The sequence below is a fragment of the Clostridium sp. RTP31139st1_H3_RTP31139_211217 genome (assembly GCF_040227035.1).
Lineage (GTDB): Bacteria > Bacillota > Clostridia > Clostridiales > Clostridiaceae > Clostridium > Clostridium saudiense.
The window spans coordinates 1-19977 of record NZ_JBCOAB010000032.1; the positions used below are offsets into that span (position 1 = coordinate 1).

Genomic DNA, 19977 nt, shown 5'->3' on the forward strand with positions numbered 1-19977 from the left:
TTGGTGGAAACAACAGGGATCGAACCTGTGACCCTCTGCTTGTAAGGCAGATGCTCTCCCAGCTGAGCTATGCTTCCGTAAAAATGGTGACCCCTAGGGGAATCGAACCCCTGTTACCACCGTGAAAGGGTGGTGTCTTGACCGCTTGACCAAGGGGCCTAGGTTTCTTTTGTTTTGCTGCGCTCTCCCGAGCACATTACCTATAATACCTAAAAATATATATAGTGTCAACACTTTTTTTAAAATTTTTTTATATATTTTTTATTATGTATTTCTTTTTTCCTCTAAACCAACATTTTTACTGGGTTTTCAGGCTTTTTAATTTTTTCTATTGCCATACCATATCTCGCTAAAATTTCTTCTTTTTCTTTAATTTCTTTACTTATTTTTTTTATTTCAAAAGAACAAATTTCAAAAAATTCTTCCTTATTTATTTCTTCCACTTTTATGTTAAAGCCACTTTTTTTAAAATTTTGTCCACTTGCCATAATTTTTAAAGGTATAATTTCATTAATTACACATAAAATTTCCTTTTCCCAAATTCCTCTCTTATTAACAATATATTTATCACGTAATAAATTAAGGTCTTTAAACTCAATTTCAAACTCTTTTTCTATAGTATCTAAAATAGCTTTATATAAAGTAACTGAAATTCCTCTATTTAATTTAATTTTTAAAAAATCACTATAGCTAATTAAAAATTCATCTATTTCACTCTCAGTAATAAATTCAACTGAATCTTTATTAAAAACTTTTATTCCTGAATTTCCTGGATAATTAACTACTACTTGGTCATAATTCATTCTTCTCAATTTAAATTCTTTATTATAATCTTCTAAATTAGAATCTATTATCTTAACCTTCATTAATTTCACCTCTATTTTTAGTATTCCTAAAATTTATTGATTTATTATTATTCTACAATTACATAATTATTATTGCAGAACATAATGCGAAACATTAAGATAGTTAATATATAGTTAGTAATTAGTTGTTTTCATTTAGTATTTAATGATGCAACTTCTATGAAGTTTCTAAAAAAATATATTTTTTAAATTCAGCACAGATGAATTTATTTATTAACTAATGACTCCTAACTACTAACTCCAAACTAATCGAAAGGGGTGTTTTAAATTGCATCATGATTTAATAATTGTTGGCGGTGGAGCTTCTGGATTGATTGCTGCTATTACTGCTAAAGATTTTGGAATAGATGTAGCTATAGTTGAAGGTAGTGATAGAATTGGTAAAAAGATTTTAACTACTGGTAATGGTAGATGTAATATATCTAATAATTGTATTAAACCACCATTCATTAATTATCATAGTTCCAATTCAGATTTTCAATTTTGTGCCTTAGAAAAATTATCACTTGAAGATACAAAAAATCTTTTCTTATCTTTAGGACTTCCTATAGTTGCTCTTCCAAGTGGAAAACTTTATCCACAATCATTACAAGCATCTTCTGTTGTGGATATTTTAAAAATGTCACTAGAGGATAGAAATATACCTTTATACACAGGTTGTAAAATAAAAGATATCCACAAGGATAAAAATTTCAAGTTATCCACAACTAATGAAACATATAAATTATTCACAGCTAATAAAGTTATTTTAGCTTGTGGAGGAAAAACTGCTCCAAAGACTGGATCTGATGGTACTGGATATAAACTAGCAAAATCTCTTGGTCATTCAATTACTGCATTAGTACCTGGCATAGTTCAATTAAAACTAGATTATAATCACTTAAAAGCATTATCAGGTATAAAATTTGATGGATATGCAACTCTTCTAGTTAATGATGAACCTATAAAAAAGGATTTTGGTGAAATATTATTTACTGACTATGGAATATCAGGACCACCTATTCTTCAAATTTCTGCTTTAGCTTCTCAAAGTGTATTTAATAAAAATAAAACTGAAGTTTTAGTAGATTTAATGCCTAGTTATACATTAGAAGAATTAGAAGACTTTATAGAATGTCATTTTGCATTGCTTGCTCATAGACCTGTAATAAATGCATTAATTGGTGTAGTTAATAAAAAATTAATTCCTATATTGCTAAAGGAATGTGGAATTACAAATCTTCAAATTCCTTGCTATGAACTATCTTGGCAAGAAAAGAAAAAGTTAATTAGTACATTAAAAGGATGGAAGTTTACTTGTACTGGTACTAACGATTTTAATCAAGCTCAAGTTACTGTTGGTGGAGTTAATACTAAGGATATTAATTGTAATACCTTAGAATCTAACCTTGTTTCAAATCTTTACTTTTGTGGTGAAATTTTAGATGTTCATGGTGATTGTGGTGGATTTAACTTACAATGGGCTTGGAGCTCTGGATATACTGTTGCACAATCAATTGCACAAAAAAACTAAACTGCTAAGCAGTTTAGTTTTTTAATTTTATCCATCTACTTTTTAGTATTGAAAGTTCTGTACCTTCATCATTTTCTATTTTGTGTAGTACTATTAATTCGTCATTATCTTCTCTTAATTCATATGATGCTATTATTTCAGCTCCATATTTACATTCTTTTTCAAAAACTACACTAAGATCTTTTAATTCATAGTTCAATACAATTTCTAAAGGAAGTGATTCAACTGCCCACTCAACATATCTAACGTTATTTACATGCATATTTGAATCTATATCCCCATATCTAACCTTAAAGAAATTTTTACTAGTTACTTCTTGTAATTTTTCTAATTTTTCAATTTTAATATCTGATTTTTCATCTAATTCTACACCATATGCAGTATATTGATCATCAGGTATTCTTACAGCTCTTCTTTTATCTATATTAATTAACAGGAAAATTCCTTCTCCATCTACTATTTTTTCATTATTTTCATCATATATTTCATATTCTCTTGAAGCATAAAACTTTTTAAAACTTTTAGCCTTAGTAACTACTTTAATTTTTTCACCAAACTTAGGATATCTTTTTATATTTATGTCATATCTATAGAAAACCCATGCTAGTCTTCTTTCTGTTAAATAATCAATTCCAACTCCTAAACTCTCCGATTGAAATGTTCCTATGTCACAAAAATAATTAATTATAGATGATATTTTGCACTCTAATTTATAATTTACTTCATAATAATGAACTTCATATTCTTTTTCTGTTTTAATTCCCACTTCACACACCCCTTAATTAATTTCAAAAATAAAAATTTTATTTAAAAAGAACCCATTTAAAATGGGTTCTTTTATATTATTATTTATTTAAAGCCTCTAACAATTCTTCTAGTTTTATTCCATGAACATAAGCTGCTTCTTCAATTGTTTCTGCTTGAGCTGATGGACAACCAACGCATCCCATGCCAAAACTCATTAAAACTTCAGCCTTACTTTCATTTATTTTAATTACTTCACCAATTGTCATATCTTTAGTTATCATAGATATCACCTATCCTCTTTTATAAAATAGCTACTAAAACTATTTTATATGAAATAAATGTAATTTTCAAATATATCTTTTAATATAAACTAGTTAGGCCACTATTGATTTGATTTACAACAGAATTAATATCTATTCCATACTTTGTAGCAACCTCTGATAAAGTAGAAAATTGATTTTCTGTAATAGCATATGTAGGAACTCCATAACTCATTAATATATTTGCAGCAACTGGATTTTCACACATTATATCACTTAAAGTTGTATATTGATCAATCATAATATTCACCTCTTAAAATTTGACTTATTATTATTCTGCTCTTAGATAATGAATATTATTCAAATAAAAAAAGAACTATATTAAAAGTTAATATAGTTCTTTAATCTTAACCAATTATAATGGTTTTACTCTCATTGTTTGATCTCTTCTTGGACCAACTGATACTATAGAAATTCTAGTGTCTGTTAATTCTTCTATTCTTTCTAAGTACTTTCTTGCATTTGGATGTAACTCTTCATAGCTTCTAGCTTCTGCTACGCTTTCATCCCATCCATCAAATTCTTCATATATAGGTTCACATTTTGCTAAGTCTTCTAAGCTAGCTGGGAAGTAATCAATAATCTCATCATTAAACTTATATCCTACACACATCATAACCTTTTCTAATCCAGCTAATGTATCTATTTTTGTTACTGCTAATGAAGTTAATCCACTTACTCTAACTGAAGTCTTTAAAATAACTATATCAAGCCAACCACATCTTCTTGATCTACCTGTAGTTACTCCATACTCGTGTCCTTTTTCTCTAATCCATTCACCAGTTTCATTTTCTAATTCTGTTGGGAAAGGTCCTTTACCAACTCTTGTTGTATAAGCCTTAGCTATACCTACAGCATTAGTAATCATGTTTGGTCCTATACCAACACCATTAGCTACTCCCCCTGCAGTAGTATTTGATGATGTTACATATGGATATGTACCATAGTCAATGTCTAATAGCATTCCTTGTGCACCTTCAAATAAAACTGTTTTATCATCCTTAATTTCATTATAAACTCTTACTGATGTATCCTTTACAAACGGCTTTAATTTTTCACCATACTTAGAATACTCTTCGTATATTTCGTCAAAGCTTAATGCCTCTCCCCCAAGAACATTAACTATATATTTATTCTTCATTTCTATGTTTTCTTTAAGCTTTTCTTTAAAGACTTCTTTATCTATAAGATCACAAACTCTTATCCCACATCTTTCAAATTTGTCTGTATAGCAAGGTCCAATCCCTTTACCAGTAGTTCCGATATCATTTTTTCCTCTTGCTTTTTCTTTTAACTTATCTAGAACCTTATGATATGGCATAATGATGTGTGCTCTATCACTTACTATTAACTTTTCTGGAGTTACTTTAACTCCCTCTTCTTTTAAATAATCAATTTCTGAAAAGAAAGCTATAGGATCTACAACTACACCATTTCCTATTACATTAAGCTTTTCATCGTGTAATATACCTGATGGTATTAAGTGAAGTTTATATTGCTTATCTCCAACCTCGACTGTATGACCTGCATTGTTACCACCTTGATATCTAACAACTACATTTGCCTCTTCAGCTAGGTAGTCTGTCATTTTTCCTTTACCTTCATCTCCCCATTGAGCTCCTAAAACAATAAATGCTGACATTTATACATTGCCTCCTTTTAAGACTTACTAATAGATTATATTGCATTATAATCCCATATATCATGGTATCAAAGTAATTGCAAAATTTCAATATTATTACGAATATTTTTTTGCTTTATAAAACTATAATTCGTATAATGGTATTATAAGTATATTTAAAAGGAGTTTTGTTATGAATATTTATGAAGAATCATTAAAGTTTCACAAAGATTTAAAAGGCAAATTGGAAATATCTTCAAGAGTAAAAATAGAAAACGAAAAAGATTTATCTCTTGCTTATACTCCAGGTGTTGCTGAACCTTGTAGAGAAATACATAAGGATCCATCAACAGCATACCTATACACTAGAAAATGGAATACAGTTGCTGTTATTTCTGATGGTACTGCAGTTTTAGGACTGGGTGATATTGGACCATTAGCTTCATTACCTGTTATGGAGGGTAAATCTATATTATTTAAAGAATTTGCTGGAGTTGATGCTTTTCCTATAGTTCTAGATACTAAAGAAGTAGATGAAATTGTTGAAACAGTAGTTAGAATTGCTCCTACTTTAGGTGGAATAAATTTAGAAGATATATCTGCACCTAGATGTTTTGAAATTGAAAAGAAGCTAAAAGAAAAATTAAATATACCTGTTTTCCATGATGATCAACACGGAACAGCCATTATTGTTTTATCAGGACTAATAAATGCATTAAAAATAGTTAATAAAAATATAGAAGATTTAAAAATAGTTGTTAATGGAGCTGGTTCTGCTGGTACTGCCATAACTAAACTTTTACTATCTTACGGAGCAAAGAATATAATTGTATGTGATAGAGATGGTGCTTTAAATAGAGATACTACTTATACTAATAGCTATTTTACTGAGCTTTCTAATATAACAAATCCAAATAATGAATCTGGAATATTAAAAGATGTTATTAAAAATGCTGATGTATTCATAGGTGTTTCTGCTCCTAATATAGTATCAAAAGAAATGGTCGCTTCAATGAATACTGATGCTATTTTATTTGCTATGGCTAATCCTACACCAGAAATCTTCCCTGAAGATGCTAAAGAAGCTGGTGCTAAAGTAATAGGTACAGGACGTTCTGACTTCCCTAACCAAATTAATAATGTATTAGCTTTCCCTGGAATATTCAGAGGTGCTTTAGATGTTAGAGCTACTGAAATTAATGAAGAAATGAAAATTGCTGCTGCTCATGCAATTGCTAATTCTGTTTCTGATGAAGAACTTAATCCAAATTATATTATTCCTAAAGCCTTTAATTTAGAAGTTCAAAAAAGAGTTGCTGAAGCAGTTAAAGATGCTGCTATAAAAAGTGGAGTTGCAACTATATAAATCATGATAATAACGAAAAAACAAATGTTATCCTTACGTGAATTAATGAAATCTCACCTTGAATACAACATTTGTTTTTTCTATTTATACTTATTCACTTATACAGTAAAACTATTTTTTATCACTTATGATAATACAACTAATTTCATGTTAGTATGCTAACTACATTCTTTCTACGCTTTCCATACCTAATAGGTCTAAACCTTGTTCTAATACGTTTTTAACTAGGTTTATTAAGCTTAACCAAGATGCTTTTTTAGCTTCATCTTCTTCAGATAATATTCTTGTATCATTATAGAACTTGTTGAAGTTGTTAGATAGTTCATATATGAATTCACATATCTTATGAGGCGCTCTATCTCTAAAGCTTAATTCTATAACTTCATTAAATTTAGCTAATTGAAGCATTAAAGCTCTTTCTGCTTCGCTTTGAGGTACTAAAATGCTATTTTCTGCATTAAAGCCTTCTGCTTTATTTAATATAGATTTAATTCTTACTATTGTATATAAAATATATGGTCCAGTATTACCTTCAAATGAAGCAAATCTATCTATATCAAATACATAGTCCTTAGATGCTTGATTTGATAAATCTCCATATTTTAATGCAGCTAATCCTACTTTTGAAGATATTTCTTCAACGTCTTCTTCTGCTATATTTTTATTATCCTTAAGTTTTTCTTTACCAGCTTCTTTAATCATGCTTATTAAATCAGCAAGTCTCATTACTCCACCTTCACGAGTCTTAAATGGCTTACCATCTTTTCCGTTCATTGTACCAAAACCTATGAAATCTAAAACAGTATCTTCATGTGCTATTCCTGATTTTTTAGCAGCTCTAAAGAATTGTTCATAATGAAGTCCTTGTCTTTTATCTGCTAAGTATATTATTTCATCAGCCTTCATATCTCTAACTCTTTCTACAACTGTAGCTAAGTCAGTAGTGCCGTATAGAGATGCTCCATCAGATTTTAATAATAATAGTGGTGGAACTGGACTCTTATCTGTTTCTTCACTTACGTCAAATACTAAAGCCCCTTCACTTTCTTGTGCAAATCCTTTTTGCTTTAAATCTTCTATCATTTCTGGAATTAATTTTTGTGCATCACTTTCACCATTCCATAATTCAAAGCTTACATCTAATGCTCCATAGTTCTTCTTTAAGTCAGCAACTGAAACATTTAATATATGCTTCCATAAAGCCACATATCCTCTTCTACCTTGTTGAAGCTCAACAGTAGCTTGCTTTGCAGCTTCCATTACTTTTTCATCACTCTTAGCTAGCTTACTTGCATATGGATATATATCTTCAAGTTCATCTATTGTAAATGGTGCTTCTTCAGGATATTCTCCAGTAAAACTTTCATCAAAGTATGGTAAAGAAGGATTTCTTCTTTCAACTTCTGATATTACCATTCCCATTTGAAGTCCCCAATCTCCTAAATGAACGTCACCAATAACATCATGGCCTAAGAACTTTGCAATTCTTTTTATACTTTCACCTATTATTGCTGATCTTAAATGTCCTATGTGTAATGGCTTAGCAACATTAGCTCCACCGTAATCAACAACTATCTTTTTTACTTCTGTAGCTTTTGAAACACCATAGTTTTCATCTTTCTTCATTTCATTAACATAATCTATTAAGAATTCATCATTAATATTCATGTTAATAAACCCTGGAGCTACAGCTTCTAATTTTGAAAACATCTTATTATCATTTAACTTTTCAACAACCTCTTGTGCTATTATCATTGGTGCTTTTTTATGCTTTTTAGCATTTGCTAAAGCTCCATTACATTGATATTGGCATAGGTCAGGTCTATTAGATACATTTACCCTACCTGTTTCTCTTTCATATCCAAGCTCTTCAAAAGCATTTTTTACTACATCATTTATTTTTTCAATAAATATTTTCATAACTTTACCTCCTTATTGTCTTAAACATATAAAAAATCCGTCTCTTTTCATACAAAGAGACGGAATATTTCCGCGGTACCACTCAATTTAACTAAAAAATTTAGTTCACTCAAAACTTTAACGCAGTTAACGGCTTACCCTCATATAGTATTAACTTATACTCAAGCAGCTTCTCCAAGTTCCTCTTCCCTATTCTATATTTTATAGGGCTTACACTCTACCCCTACTCGCTGTAAAATACATCTGAATAAGTACTCTTCTTTTCATAGAATTTTATATTCTTAATTATTTCATTATAATAAAAATTTATTCATTATTTAATATTATATATGTTTAATTAATACATTGCCACAATAAATTTTTTAAATAATAAATTCATTACATGTTTTTAGATTTATCTGCACATTTTTCAACTGCACTTATTACAGTATTTCTAAATCCGTTTTTTTCAAGATCTATTACAGCTTCAATAGTAGTTCCACCAGGTGAACAAACCTCATCTTTAAGTACTCCTGGATGCTTACCTGTTTCTAAAGCTAATTTTGCTGAACCTAATATTGATTGTTCTGCTAATTTATAAGCCTTTGCTCTTGGTAAGCCAAGTTTAACTCCAGCATCAGCCATTGCTTCAATAAACATAAAAACATAAGCTGGTGAAGAACCACATAATGCAATAAAAGCATGAAAATCCTTTTCCTCAAGCACTTCATACTTACCAAATAAATTGTATAAACTACCTACATAATTTAATTCATTTTCTGTTATATTTCCATTTGGACAAATAGCAGACATCCCTTCACCAACTGAAGCTGGTGTATTTGGCATTGTTCTAACTAATTTAATTTCTTTGCCAAACCATTCTTCAATTTGATTTACTGTAACTCCTGCAGCAATTGAAATAATAATTGCCTCATCCTTAACTAGATCCTTTATCTCTTCAATAACCTCTTTGAAGAAATAAGGCTTAACAGCTAGAAATAGCACATCTGCTTCCTTAGCAACTTCACTATTAACAGTAGTTGATTTTACACCATACTCGTCATTAATCTTTTCTGCAGATGCTTTGCTTTTTGTAGAAACTATAATATTATCATTGCTAATATTATCAGCCTTAACTAGAGCCCCTAACATAGCTTTACCCATGTTTCCACAACCTATAAATCCAATTTTTCTATTCATACAACACCAACCTTTATTTTAGTTAATAGTTAATAATTAATGAATAAATTCAGCTTAGGCTGAATTAAAAAATATATTATCTAGAAACTCCTTAGGAGTTTCATCCCTAACTATTAACTCAAAACTATTAACTATTAACTATTTTAAGACTATTAACTATTCTTTGTGTACTAGTTCTAAATCAGCAAACTTAGAGTGAGCACCAATCCATGCCATCTTAACAGTTCCAACTGGTCCGTTTCTTTGCTTAGCTATAATACATTCACCAATACCTTTTTCTTCTGTTTCTTTATTATAGTATTCATCTCTATATAAGAACATAACAACGTCGGCGTCCTGCTCAATTGATCCAGATTCTCTTAAGTCAGATAGCATTGGTCTATGGTCAGCTCTTTGCTCTGGAGCACGAGATAACTGAGATAATGCTATTACTGGACATTCCATTTCCTTTGCTAGTGCTTTAATAGATCTTGAAATTTCAGATACTTCTTGTTGTCTATTATCACTGCCAGCACTACCAGACATAAGCTGCAAGTAGTCAATAAGAATCATATCAATTCCATGTTCCATCTTTATCTTTCTACATTTAGATCTCATATCCATGACACTTATACCAGCAGTATCATCAATATAAATTCTTGCATTAGCTAAAGGTCCAGTTGCCCTTGCTATCCTTTCCCAATCATCATCCTCTAAGTTACCTGTTCTAAGCTTTAACATATCAACATTAGCCTGAGAACATAATAACTTATATGCTAATTGCTCCTTAGACATTTCCAGTGAGAATATTACTACACTTTTTCCTTCTTTTAACGCTGCATTTTCTGCAATATTTAAAGAGAAAGTAGTTTTTCCCATAGAAGGTCTAGCTGCAATTAGAACCATATCACCTTTTTGGAATCCTGATGTTTTTGCATCTAAATCCTTTATTCCTGATCCAACTCCTGTTATTGCTCCTCTATTATTGAATAATCTTTCTATTTCTAAAAATCCTCTTTCAAGTACATTCGAAAGTGATTCATATTCTTTAGAGTCCTTCTTTTCCGCTATATCAAAAACTTTTTTTTGAGCTAGATCAATTACCTTTTCTACATCTCCACCACTATTGTAACTCTCTTCAATAATGGATGTTGAAGCCTTTATTAGCTTTCTTAATGTAGATTTTTCTTCTACTATCTTTATATACGAACTTAAGTTGGCTGTTGTTGGTACAGATGCACTTAATTCAGATATGTATGTAACTCCCCCTGCTTTATCAAGCATATCAGTAGTTTTTAAATATTCTAATATAGTAACTAAGTCTACAGCCATATCCTTAGCATACATCTCTTTAATAGCTTTATATATAGCCTTATGACCGTCCCTATAGAAATCATCTTCATTAAGCTTTTCTAAAACTTGAGCAATGGCACTTTTATCTATTATCATTGCCCCTATAACAGATTGTTCTGCCTCAATACTTTGCGGTAAACTTCTCATCATAGGTGATTCCATAAGTAACCTACCTCCAAATTTGTAATTAGATAAATTTAATTACTTTTTATTTCTTATAAGCTTATTATACAAAAAGTTAATTTCCCTATCAATTTGAATAATAAGTATATTTCTTCACATAATAAAATTAAGCTTCCCACTACAGGAAGCTTAATCTACATTACTTCTCAAATACTATCTCCATAAGTTCCTCTATATGATTTATAGATTTAACTTCTATATCTTCAAGTCCTAGAGGAACTTCCTTTTCATTATCCTTAGGGATAGCAACAAGTTTAATTCCTTTTCTTCTAGCACCATATATTTTTTCAAATATACCGCCAACAGGTTTTACATTTCCTCTTAAAGAAATTTCCCCAGTGATAGCAATGTCTTGACGTATAGGTCTATCTGTAAGAGCACTTATTATACAAACTGTAATAGCAGCTCCAGCTGAAGGTCCGTCAATCTTTCCTCCACCAATTACATTTACATGAATATCATAATCATTAATATCCATATTAGTTATCTTTCTTATTACTGATGCCGCATTAAATACAGAATCTTTAGCCATAGAACCTGCTGTATCATTAAATTTGATAGTTCCATGCCCTTTTTTCTTAGCTGGGAATACAGTTGATTCTATTTCTATCGTAGAACCTAAGAATCCGCTTACGCCTAATCCATATACATGCCCAACTTCACCTTTATCTAGATTATCTATTCTTTCAAACGGAGAGTATCTTCCAATTGAAATAACTTCTTCAACATCTTTTAATGTTATTTTATTTTTTGATTCTTCTCCATTTTCATTAAATAAAGAATATCCATATGCATCAGCTAATATATTTACAGCCTTTCTACCTTCAATAGTATATTGACTAATTAGTCTACCAACACCATCTTCAAGCTCTACATTTAGCTTTTCAGATGCATTGTTCACTATTCCTTCAATATCCTTAGATGATAAAGGTTCAAAATAAACCTCTGTACATCTTGATCTTAAAGCTGGATTTATTTGACTTGGATCCTTTGTAGTTGCACCAATTAATACAAAGTCAGCAGGTGCTCCCTTATCAAATAAATATTTTATATATGCCGGGATATTTTCATCATCTGGATCATAGTAAGAAGATGAAAACTCAACTCTCTTATCTTCTAAAACTTTTAATAATTTATTTTGAAGTATCTCATCTAATTCACCAATTTCATCAATGAATAATACTCCTCCATGTGCCTCAGTAACTAATCCAGTCTTTGGCTCTGGAACACCTACTTCAGCTAAATCTCTTTTACTTCCTTGATAAATAGGATCATGTACAGATCCTAATAAAGGATTTGTTATTTCTCTTGGATCCCATCTTAATGTAGTTCCATCAACTTCAACAAATTTTGAATCTTCATCAAATGGAGTAAACTTTAATTTTTTAGCAGCTTCTAATGCAAGTCTTGCTGCAGAAGTCTTACCAACCCCTGGTGGCCCATAAAGAATTATGTGCTGAGGATATGGTGAAGACATTTTTGAAATTAATGATCTTACAGCTCTCTCTTGCCCTACTACTTCTTCAAAATTTTCAGGTCTTAAAAGTGACATAACATTTTTATTAATATGCTTTGCGTCTAACTTTTCTAATCTCTCTAACTTAGCTGTAGTTTTAGTGTTTTCTTTTCCCTTTTGCTTCTTTATTATCGAAACCCTAAGTTCATCCATAAACTTATCTTGTCTTTCGACTAAAGCTTTTTCAACATCAGCTTCTATTTTATTTTGTACATATTTCTTAGCTATATTTTCTGATATCCAATAAACAACATCTTCTAAAGACTTTTCTAAATCTTCATCAGAAGGTACAACTTTAGCTCCATTTCCATCAGATGCTATAACATCTAATGCATATACTCTTTCATTTATATTTGTTGAATTAACATACTTTTGTAATTTAAATCTTATAGTTCTAGCTCTAATTGCACCTTCATCTAAAACATTTTTAAGCACATCAAATAGTACATTAACCTTTACTTCTATTGGCAAGTTTTCTTCTAAAATCTCTTCTAACCTTGCCCCTTTGTTATATAAATCCAATGTTAATCCTCCTTATTGTTTCGGAACAATATTAACCTTCATTTTTGTAGATACTTCTGGATATAGTTTAACTTCAACTTCGTATGTTCCAGCAACTTTTATAGTATTTACAACAATCTTCTTTTTATCTATTGATAAATTGAATTGGCTATTAATTACTTCAGCCACATCTTTGTTAGTTATTGCTCCAAATAATCTTCCATTATCGCCTGCTTTAGCATTTATAGTTACTTCCTTACCCTTTAATTCAGCAGCTAATTTTTGTGCTGCTTCTAATTCAGCAAGTTTTTTCTTTCTTTCATTTTCTTTTTTAGCATTTACAACATGTAATGCATTAGCAGTTGCTTCTTCTGCTAATTTCCTTGGAAATAAATAATTTCTTGCATATCCATCTGATGCTTCTATAACATCACCTTTCTTACCCATTTTTTTAACATCTTGTAGTAAAATTACTTTCATATTATACACCTATCCTTTAATGTTTTATTCCTTAAGCTCTAAATGCTTATTAATTGCCTCTTTTAACACATTAATTGCTTCATCTATTGTACCATCTACCTTAGCTCCAGCCATATTCATATGGCCTCCTCCTCCAAGCTCTTCTAATATAACTTGAACATTAACCTCACCAGTAGATCTACCACTAATATTAACTGAATCATTTATTTTACATAAAACAAAACACACATCTATTCCTGATATTCCTAATAGCTCATCTGCAGCCCTTGCTACTATAACAGTATTATTTACATTCTCAGGGCAAACTGCAATAGCTAAATTTTCATGCACTTCTGCACTTTTTATAGTATCAGATATAAGTAAGTAGTCTTCTAAACTATCAGTAAACATTTTTTTAACTTCAATAGTATCTGCACCTAAAGATCTTAAAAAGGCAGCTGCATCGAATGTTCTAACCCCTGATTTAAATTGGAATCCTTTTGTATCCATAAAAATTCCACCTAAAAGGCCTTCTGCTACTATTTTAGGTATTCTTGGCTTTTGTAGCATATATTGAATTAATTCTGTTACCATCTCTGAAGTAGACGATGCATATACTTCTATATAATTTAATAATGCTCCTTCTATTATGTCAGGGCTTCTTCTATGATGATCTATAATTATCTTTCTATTAATCTTTTCAGTAATACCAAAATTATTCACGTATCCTTTATTATGCACATCTACTATAATTAATAACGTTTTTTCATTAATATTTTTTTCTGCTTCATCACTAGATATGAATAAATTATCATATTTGTCACCTTTTTTAAGCTTTGTCATATAATAATCAATTGCAGTTGTATCATTATCAATTATAATATTACAATTTTTCCCTAATTGTCTTATAGCTGACCATAATCCAACAGATGCACCTAATGAATCCATATCAGGATTTTTATGACCCATAATAAATATATTACTGCTTTCAAATATTAGTTCTCTTACAGCTTGTGCAATTACTCTTGCTCTTACTCTAGTTCTTTTTTCTAATTCACGAGTATTTCCGCCAAAGAAACTTATTTTTTCATTATTTTTAATAACTACTTGATCTCCACCTCTACCTAATGCTAATTCCCTAGCTGTCATGGCGTTATTATAGTTTTCTTGTGGGTTATCTCCACCCCTACCTATTCCAATACTTAAAGTAACTTCTAACTTATTACCTCTATCTATGCTAGAAATCTTATCTAAAATATTAAACTTACAATTAATTTCATCATTTATATATTTATCTTGCACTGATAAACAATACTTATTATATTCGTACTTAACAATCATAGCTTTTAATTTTTTGCTATAAGAATTTATTTCTTTTTCAACTTCAGCAGCAAGCATAGGTCTATTTGTCTCATCTGTTCTCTCTAGAGCTTCTGATAGATTATCTACCTCAATTAACATTATACTTTCTCTTGTTGAATATAAGTCTCTCAAATTACTTACTTCATTAAAATAAACTAAATATTTTGATTCATTATACTTAATATTTTCATCACCTATATTGTTAGCGTATATACTATAAAAAGAATCCTTTATCTTTATTCTTTGGCTTAAATCCTTATCACACTTTAATAACTTATGTAAATCAAGATTTCTACCTATACTAAGTATATTTTGCTCCTGTAAATCTAACAAATTTAATTCTTCTTTTAATCTTTTATTAGCCCAAAGTATATTTCCCTCATTATCAATTAAAGCTATTGGATACGACATATTAGAAATATTATCATTTATATTAGCCTTAATTTTATCAGTTAAACTATTAAACTTATTATTGTTTAGTTCTCTATCAATATTTAAATACTCTTTAAAGGCTACATATATAGCTAATATAATAGTAGCTATATAAAAATATCCAAAATAATAAAGTATTATTGCAAAAATAATAACTATAATTGCTATTAATAAAGATCTATACATTTTGAGCTTTTGTTTCATAAAAGCCTCCTAAATTTTATATTAATAACGTCCTTTAATATGATTTTGAAGTTTTGTTAAACTTTTACCTTCTTTCTCATATTCATGTTCTTCCGCTATACCTAATTTTAATTTTTTTCTTAATTCATCATCTACTTCATTACAACTATATCCTAATTTTTGAGCTAAAACATATAAAATTAAAATAGCTCCTGCTATACAATTTAAGATAGAATCTTTTGCAACATTTGTTCCTCTTGTTAATAGTAAAAAGAATTCTCCTATAATACATAATAAGTTAGCTTTAAGCTCTTCTATTATTTTTATATTTGCCATAATATTCAATTCTTCTTTTTTCTTCACTAAATTCTCACCCCTATTCAATACCTTGTATTTATATTTTAATTATTTTTCTATATTATTGCAACTAAATAGGGGTGTTTATTACAAATTATGTAATTTTTTTCTTATATAAAAATAAAAGCCCCTGACAACCAGGGGCTAATAAACTAATTACTATTCAGTTGTGAATGGTAATAAAGCTATGTTTCTTGATCTCTTTATAGCATCAGTTAATTGTCTTTGATGCTTAGCGCAAGTACCAGAGATTCTTCTTGGAAGAATCTTACCTCTTTCTGTAACAAATTTTCTTAATTTGTTGATATCTTTGTAATCTATTGATTCAGCTTTATCTACACAGAAAGCGCATACTTTTCTCTTAGATCTTCTCATCTTTCCAGATCTTTTCATTTCTCTCATGATGTTCCCTCCTTATAAAATAATTAGACTTTTTTTAAAATGGCATATCGCCATCATCTACTGGAGTCATATCTCCAAATCCCATATCAGGACTTTCAGCTGGAGCACCCCATGTTGAATTATCAGAATTTCTTGAGTATGAATTGTTGCCACCTTCACCAGCAGAACCTATGAACTCGAAACTTTCTACAGCTACATCAGTAGTGTATCTTTTAGTTCCATCTTGAGCATCATAACTACCTGTTCTTATGCTTCCAGTAACAGCTATTTGTCTACCCTTTGTAAGATATTGTGTAATTGTTTCTCCAGTTTTGCCAAATGCTACACAATTTATAAAATCTGTTTCATCTTTTTTAAATTGTCTATTTATAGCAACAGTAAATCTACAAACTGCAGTACCGCTACCAGCCGCATATCTTAATTCTGGATCTTTTGTAAGTCTACCAATAAGTATAACTTTATTCATTCCAATACACCTCTTACGCTTCGTTTTTAACGATTATGTGTCTTATAACACCATCAGTAATTCTGAAAACTCTGTCTAATTCTTTTGGTAATTCAGGATTAGCTTCGAAGTTAATTAAAGTATAGTAACCTTCGTTAACTTTGTTTATTTCGTAAGCAAGTTTTCTCTTACCCCAGAAATCAACATTTTCAACTTTTCCTCCACCGTTTTCTATAACACCTTGGAATTTTTCAATGTTAGCCTTAACAGCTTCTTCATCAAATGATGGGTGTAATATAAATATAGTTTCGTACTTTCTCATCATTTTCACCTCCTTTGGACTTAACGGCTACATTCTTTATGTAGCAGGGATTTACAATTTTAAATTTTAACACTTTATTTTATACTTTTCAAGTGTTTTTATTTCAATTATTAGTTTTAACAACCTTTTTTGCATCTTTTTGGAATTTAAGGCGCGGAATCATAACTATTCTTCCACATCCTACACACTTAATTTTAATATCTGCTCCTAATCTTATTACCTCAAACTCTTTACTTCCGCAAGGATGTTGCTTTTTCATTTCAACAATATCGCCTAAATCAAATGTTTCTATCATTTTTTATACCCCCAGTTTTATTTAGTTAATAGTTTTGAGTTGAGAGTTAATAATTATTAATAAAACTCCTATGAGTTTTTTAATAATATATTTTTTAATTCAATTTTGTGAATTTATTCCTTAACCACAAACTATTAACTATTAACTATTAACTATTAATTATTTCTTGTTTACTATAGCAGTTTTAGGATATGGAATTTCTATACCTGCTTCATCTAATGCCATTTTTATTTCTTTTCTTAATTCTCTTTCCATTTCCCATTGACTTAAAGGAACCGCTCTTCCAATTACTCTAATTGTAACTCCTGATGCATTTAAAGAAAGTACTCCTAATACTTGTATATCGCCTCTAAGCTTATCTGAATGCTTTTCCTGAAATCTTGTATTAACCTTTTTAATTAATTCTATAGTTTCATCTATATTTTCTTCATAAGCAATTTCAACATCGACAATAAATCTAATATCACCTCTAGAGTGATTCGTAACCTCTAAAACAGTACCATTTGGGATTAAATGTAAATCTCCCGTGAAATCTCTAAGAACTGTTGTTCTTATTCCTATACTTTCAACTATCCCTTCAAATTGTCCAATTGTTACATGATCACCTATTCCATATTGATCTTCAAATAAAATAAAAAATCCATTAATTAAATCTTTAACTAAACTTTGAGCTCCAATACCAATTGCAAATCCACCAGCACTTACTAATGCTACTGGTATTTTGGTTAAAATATCATATAACATTGATCCTACACCAATAATATATACTGTATATTTCAATACACTTTTAAGAACTTCTCCTATAGTTATAGCTTTCTGTGGCTCTAATGAAAAACTAGTTTTACTTCTTACTTGCCTATCAACAAATTTGTTAATTAACTTATTTCCTATTCTAATAGAAAAATACATTAGAACAGCTATAAAAATAATTGATATAATTTTTTCTATTATCAAATCCAAATCTATTCTTTTAACAAAAAAATTAACGATTTTATTTCCGTAATTAGCCCACTCTACAACTGCATACATTACGTCACCCCTTTTACTCTATTTTACTAAAGCATATTGAGACTCTTCTCTTTTATATACATTTTTAAACTCAACTATATTATTTTCAATTATATTATTTACATCTTCTTCACTTTCAACTCTTACACAAATTCCACAGCTTTGAGTTATTAATGTAGGTGTTGGCATAATTCTAAATTTATAATTTAACTCACTTAATTTTTTCTCAGCAGTCATTGCATCATGAGTATTTTTAAATACTATAATATAATAATTCATTATCTTTTCCTCCTTATATTAAAATACATTTAATTATATTATAACGTTTTTTTTATTTTTATAAATATTTAATATTCCATTTATTTCTTACATAATTTTCTAACTGTTGTTGCATTTTTATTTATTTATTCTATTATAATATGTAGATACATTTATTATAAATTTTCTTATAATTTACAATAATAAAAGTTTAAAGGAGTAGCATATGAAAGTTTATTTAGATAATGGTAGTACCTCTTTTCCTAAACCAAAAGTTGTTGCTGATTCAATATATAATTACTTAACTAACGTTGGTGGTAATCCTGGTCGATCTAATCATCCCAAATCATTAGCAGCAAATAGAGTATTATATGATACAAGAGAAAAAATCTGTAATTTTTTTAATTTTAACAAAGCCGAAAATGTAATTTTTACTAACAATATTACATCATCATTAAATATCTTACTTAACGGAATCATTAAACCTGGAGATCATGTTATTACTTCCTCTATGGAACATAATTCTGTAATTAGACCTTTATATAATCTATCTCAAAACTCTAATATTGAATTAGATATAGCCCAAGCAAACTCACAAGGAATAACCGATGTAGAAACTATAAGAAAACTTATTAAACCTAATACAAAACTAATAGTAATTACACATGCTTCGAATGTAACGGGTTCTATTCAACCAATAAAGCAAATAGGACAGCTCTGTAAAGAAAATAATATTTATTTCATATTAGATAGTGCTCAAAGTGCTGGTGTACTTAATATTGATTTTAATGAATTCTCATTAAATGCATTAGCTTTTACTGGACATAAAAGCCTTCTTGGTCCTCAAGGAATAGGTGGATTTATCATAGATGATAAACTAAATGAGATTTGTACTCCTACCATTTTAGGTGGTACAGGAAGCTTATCACATTCTTTATCTCAACCTGATTTTTTACCTGATAAATTTGAGTCTGGTACATTAAATATTCCTGGAATAATTGGATTATCTGAAGCAATCGAATTTATAAATAAAGAAGGCCTAAATACTATTTATGAACATAACAGTTATTTAAGATCATTTCTAATTTCCGGATTGTTAAATATTCCTAATTATAATATTAGCGGTGCTTTAGATAGAGGACTTGCTACATCTTGTGTTTCTATAACTCATTCAAAATTAGATGTAAGCGAATTATCCTATATCTTAGATTCAGACTTTAACATTAGTAATAGAAGCGGATTACATTGTGCTCCTTTAGCACATAAAACTATTGGTACTTTCCCTAATGGTACTGTTAGATTAAGTATTGGATACTTTAATACAGTTGAGGAAATAAAATATACTTTAGATTGTTTAAATGAAATTAATAATATCTATAAATAATTTTAT

At 29.4% G+C, this 19977-nt stretch carries 21 protein-coding genes, 2 tRNA genes and 1 other annotated feature; of the genes, 3 read left to right on the forward strand and 20 right to left on the reverse strand.

From position 1 onward, the window contains the following. Window position 1: 1 nt before the first annotated feature. The 3 genes from ABUA17_RS12930 to ABUA17_RS12940 form a co-directional block, all read right to left on the reverse strand. Window positions 2-77: transfer RNA gene (locus tag ABUA17_RS12930), tRNA-Val, on the reverse strand. A 7-nt stretch (window positions 78-84) separates the two neighbouring features. Next, window positions 85-159, reverse strand: a tRNA-Glu gene (locus ABUA17_RS12935). A 125-nt stretch (window positions 160-284) separates the two neighbouring features. After that, window positions 285-866, reverse strand: coding sequence for a hypothetical protein (locus ABUA17_RS12940; protein ID WP_042397288.1), 582 nt, complete (start codon window positions 864-866; stop codon window positions 285-287). 268 nt (window positions 867-1134) lie between these two features. On the opposite strand from ABUA17_RS12940, the gene ABUA17_RS12945 reads away from it, so the two are divergent. Then, window positions 1135-2379 (forward strand): BaiN/RdsA family NAD(P)/FAD-dependent oxidoreductase, encoded by a 1245-nt coding sequence (locus ABUA17_RS12945; protein ID WP_055291502.1) that lies wholly within the window; start codon window positions 1135-1137, stop codon window positions 2377-2379. 13 nt (window positions 2380-2392) lie between these two features. Here the strand turns inward: ABUA17_RS12945 and ABUA17_RS12950 are convergent, their stop codons facing one another. The 4 genes from ABUA17_RS12950 to ABUA17_RS12965 all read right to left on the reverse strand — a co-directional run bounded on the left by ABUA17_RS12950 (window position 2393) and on the right by ABUA17_RS12965 (window position 5088). Continuing rightward, the gene (locus ABUA17_RS12950) at window positions 2393-3145 is read right to left on the reverse strand and encodes an acyl-[acyl-carrier-protein] thioesterase (protein ID WP_042397281.1); all 753 of its coding nucleotides are present in this window, start codon (window positions 3143-3145) and stop codon (window positions 2393-2395) included. A 79-nt stretch (window positions 3146-3224) separates the two neighbouring features. Beyond that, window positions 3225-3407: a DUF1858 domain-containing protein gene (locus ABUA17_RS12955; RefSeq protein WP_042397278.1), complete on the reverse strand. Its 183-nt coding sequence runs from the start codon at window positions 3405-3407 to the stop codon at window positions 3225-3227. A 79-nt stretch (window positions 3408-3486) separates the two neighbouring features. After that, the gene (locus tag ABUA17_RS12960; protein WP_042397276.1) at window positions 3487-3687 is read right to left on the reverse strand and encodes a hypothetical protein; all 201 of its coding nucleotides are present in this window, start codon (window positions 3685-3687) and stop codon (window positions 3487-3489) included. A 114-nt stretch (window positions 3688-3801) separates the two neighbouring features. After that, on the reverse strand, window positions 3802-5088 hold the full coding sequence (locus ABUA17_RS12965) for an adenylosuccinate synthase (protein WP_042397273.1): 1287 nt from the start codon (window positions 5086-5088) through the stop codon (window positions 3802-3804). 172 nt (window positions 5089-5260) lie between these two features. Here ABUA17_RS12965 and ABUA17_RS12970 point away from each other — a divergent pair, with 172 nt between their 5' ends. Next, a complete protein-coding gene (locus ABUA17_RS12970; RefSeq protein ID WP_042397270.1) occupies window positions 5261-6433 on the forward strand; it encodes an NAD(P)-dependent malic enzyme in 1173 nt (390 codons plus the stop codon). Window positions 6434-6595: 162 nt separating this feature from the next. Here ABUA17_RS12970 and argS read toward each other — a convergent pair whose 3' ends face one another. The 13 genes from argS to ABUA17_RS13035 form a co-directional block, all read right to left on the reverse strand. Beyond that, on the reverse strand, window positions 6596-8353 hold the full coding sequence (gene argS / locus ABUA17_RS12975; protein WP_195951401.1) for an arginine--tRNA ligase: 1758 nt from the start codon (window positions 8351-8353) through the stop codon (window positions 6596-6598). A 52-nt stretch (window positions 8354-8405) separates the two neighbouring features. Beyond that, window positions 8406-8629 (reverse strand) — a binding site (T-box leader). Between the two features lie 102 nt (window positions 8630-8731). After that, window positions 8732-9532, reverse strand: coding sequence for a pyrroline-5-carboxylate reductase (proC, locus tag ABUA17_RS12980; RefSeq protein WP_349818034.1), 801 nt, complete (start codon window positions 9530-9532; stop codon window positions 8732-8734). A 156-nt stretch (window positions 9533-9688) separates the two neighbouring features. Next, window positions 9689-11026, reverse strand: a complete 1338-nt coding sequence (locus ABUA17_RS12985) for a replicative DNA helicase (protein ID WP_042397260.1) — start codon at window positions 11024-11026, stop codon at window positions 9689-9691. A 160-nt stretch (window positions 11027-11186) separates the two neighbouring features. Beyond that, window positions 11187-13085 (reverse strand): Lon family ATP-dependent protease, encoded by a 1899-nt coding sequence (gene lonC / locus ABUA17_RS12990; protein WP_042397255.1) that lies wholly within the window; start codon window positions 13083-13085, stop codon window positions 11187-11189. 12 nt (window positions 13086-13097) lie between these two features. Next, entirely contained in the window at window positions 13098-13544 is a 447-nt protein-coding gene (gene rplI / locus ABUA17_RS12995) for a 50S ribosomal protein L9 (protein ID WP_042397251.1), read from the reverse strand. Between the two features lie 24 nt (window positions 13545-13568). Next, window positions 13569-15521 carry a DHH family phosphoesterase gene (locus ABUA17_RS13000; RefSeq protein WP_042397248.1) on the reverse strand — a complete coding sequence of 651 codons (1953 nt, stop codon included), beginning with the start codon at window positions 15519-15521 and terminating at the stop codon, window positions 13569-13571. 21 nt (window positions 15522-15542) lie between these two features. Then, window positions 15543-15836, reverse strand: a complete 294-nt coding sequence (locus ABUA17_RS13005; RefSeq protein ID WP_042397463.1) for a MazG-like family protein — start codon at window positions 15834-15836, stop codon at window positions 15543-15545. A 180-nt stretch (window positions 15837-16016) separates the two neighbouring features. Next, on the reverse strand, window positions 16017-16259 hold the full coding sequence (gene rpsR / locus ABUA17_RS13010) for a 30S ribosomal protein S18 (protein WP_005209834.1): 243 nt from the start codon (window positions 16257-16259) through the stop codon (window positions 16017-16019). Between the two features lie 34 nt (window positions 16260-16293). Next, a complete protein-coding gene (locus tag ABUA17_RS13015) occupies window positions 16294-16725 on the reverse strand; it encodes a single-stranded DNA-binding protein (RefSeq protein ID WP_042397243.1) in 432 nt (143 codons plus the stop codon). 13 nt (window positions 16726-16738) lie between these two features. Next, window positions 16739-17026, reverse strand: coding sequence for a 30S ribosomal protein S6 (gene rpsF, locus ABUA17_RS13020; protein ID WP_042397239.1), 288 nt, complete (start codon window positions 17024-17026; stop codon window positions 16739-16741). Between the two features lie 103 nt (window positions 17027-17129). Beyond that, window positions 17130-17321: a DUF951 domain-containing protein gene (locus ABUA17_RS13025; protein WP_042397236.1), complete on the reverse strand. Its 192-nt coding sequence runs from the start codon at window positions 17319-17321 to the stop codon at window positions 17130-17132. A gap of 159 nt (window positions 17322-17480) precedes the next feature. After that, entirely contained in the window at window positions 17481-18350 is an 870-nt protein-coding gene (locus tag ABUA17_RS13030) for a mechanosensitive ion channel family protein (RefSeq protein ID WP_052330634.1), read from the reverse strand. 18 nt (window positions 18351-18368) lie between these two features. Continuing rightward, on the reverse strand, window positions 18369-18608 hold the full coding sequence (locus tag ABUA17_RS13035; RefSeq protein ID WP_042397234.1) for a putative Se/S carrier protein: 240 nt from the start codon (window positions 18606-18608) through the stop codon (window positions 18369-18371). Between the two features lie 205 nt (window positions 18609-18813). Between ABUA17_RS13035 and ABUA17_RS13040 the strand changes: the two genes are divergently transcribed. Then, window positions 18814-19971: an aminotransferase class V-fold PLP-dependent enzyme gene (locus tag ABUA17_RS13040; protein ID WP_042397232.1), complete on the forward strand. Its 1158-nt coding sequence runs from the start codon at window positions 18814-18816 to the stop codon at window positions 19969-19971. Window positions 19972-19977 lie beyond the last annotated feature (6 nt).

What these genes read in the sequence shown, in the direction of transcription:
- ABUA17_RS12940 (WP_042397288.1), bottom strand. Translation starts at nt 866, where the DNA reads ATGAAGGTTAAGATAATAGATTCTAATTTAGAAGATTATAATAAAGAA.
- ABUA17_RS12955 (WP_042397278.1), bottom strand. Translation starts at nt 3,407, where the DNA reads ATGATAACTAAAGATATGACAATTGGTGAAGTAATTAAAATAAATGAA.
- ABUA17_RS12960 (WP_042397276.1), bottom strand. Translation starts at nt 3,687, where the DNA reads ATGATTGATCAATATACAACTTTAAGTGATATAATGTGTGAAAATCCA.
- ABUA17_RS12965 (WP_042397273.1), bottom strand. Translation starts at nt 5,088, where the DNA reads ATGTCAGCATTTATTGTTTTAGGAGCTCAATGGGGAGATGAAGGTAAA.
- ABUA17_RS12970 (WP_042397270.1), top strand. Translation starts at nt 5,261, where the DNA reads ATGAATATTTATGAAGAATCATTAAAGTTTCACAAAGATTTAAAAGGC.
- argS (WP_195951401.1), bottom strand. Translation starts at nt 8,353, where the DNA reads ATGAAAATATTTATTGAAAAAATAAATGATGTAGTAAAAAATGCTTTT.
- proC (WP_349818034.1), bottom strand. Translation starts at nt 9,532, where the DNA reads ATGAATAGAAAAATTGGATTTATAGGTTGTGGAAACATGGGTAAAGCT.
- ABUA17_RS12985 (WP_042397260.1), bottom strand. Translation starts at nt 11,026, where the DNA reads ATGGAATCACCTATGATGAGAAGTTTACCGCAAAGTATTGAGGCAGAA.
- rplI (WP_042397251.1), bottom strand. Translation starts at nt 13,544, where the DNA reads ATGAAAGTAATTTTACTACAAGATGTTAAAAAAATGGGTAAGAAAGGT.
- ABUA17_RS13000 (WP_042397248.1), bottom strand. Translation starts at nt 15,521, where the DNA reads ATGAAACAAAAGCTCAAAATGTATAGATCTTTATTAATAGCAATTATA.
- ABUA17_RS13005 (WP_042397463.1), bottom strand. Translation starts at nt 15,836, where the DNA reads ATGGCAAATATAAAAATAATAGAAGAGCTTAAAGCTAACTTATTATGT.
- rpsR (WP_005209834.1), bottom strand. Translation starts at nt 16,259, where the DNA reads ATGAGAGAAATGAAAAGATCTGGAAAGATGAGAAGATCTAAGAGAAAA.
- ABUA17_RS13015 (WP_042397243.1), bottom strand. Translation starts at nt 16,725, where the DNA reads ATGAATAAAGTTATACTTATTGGTAGACTTACAAAAGATCCAGAATTA.
- rpsF (WP_042397239.1), bottom strand. Translation starts at nt 17,026, where the DNA reads ATGAGAAAGTACGAAACTATATTTATATTACACCCATCATTTGATGAA.
- ABUA17_RS13025 (WP_042397236.1), bottom strand. Translation starts at nt 17,321, where the DNA reads ATGATAGAAACATTTGATTTAGGCGATATTGTTGAAATGAAAAAGCAA.
- ABUA17_RS13030 (WP_052330634.1), bottom strand. Translation starts at nt 18,350, where the DNA reads ATGTATGCAGTTGTAGAGTGGGCTAATTACGGAAATAAAATCGTTAAT.
- ABUA17_RS13035 (WP_042397234.1), bottom strand. Translation starts at nt 18,608, where the DNA reads ATGAATTATTATATTATAGTATTTAAAAATACTCATGATGCAATGACT.
- ABUA17_RS13040 (WP_042397232.1), top strand. Translation starts at nt 18,814, where the DNA reads ATGAAAGTTTATTTAGATAATGGTAGTACCTCTTTTCCTAAACCAAAA.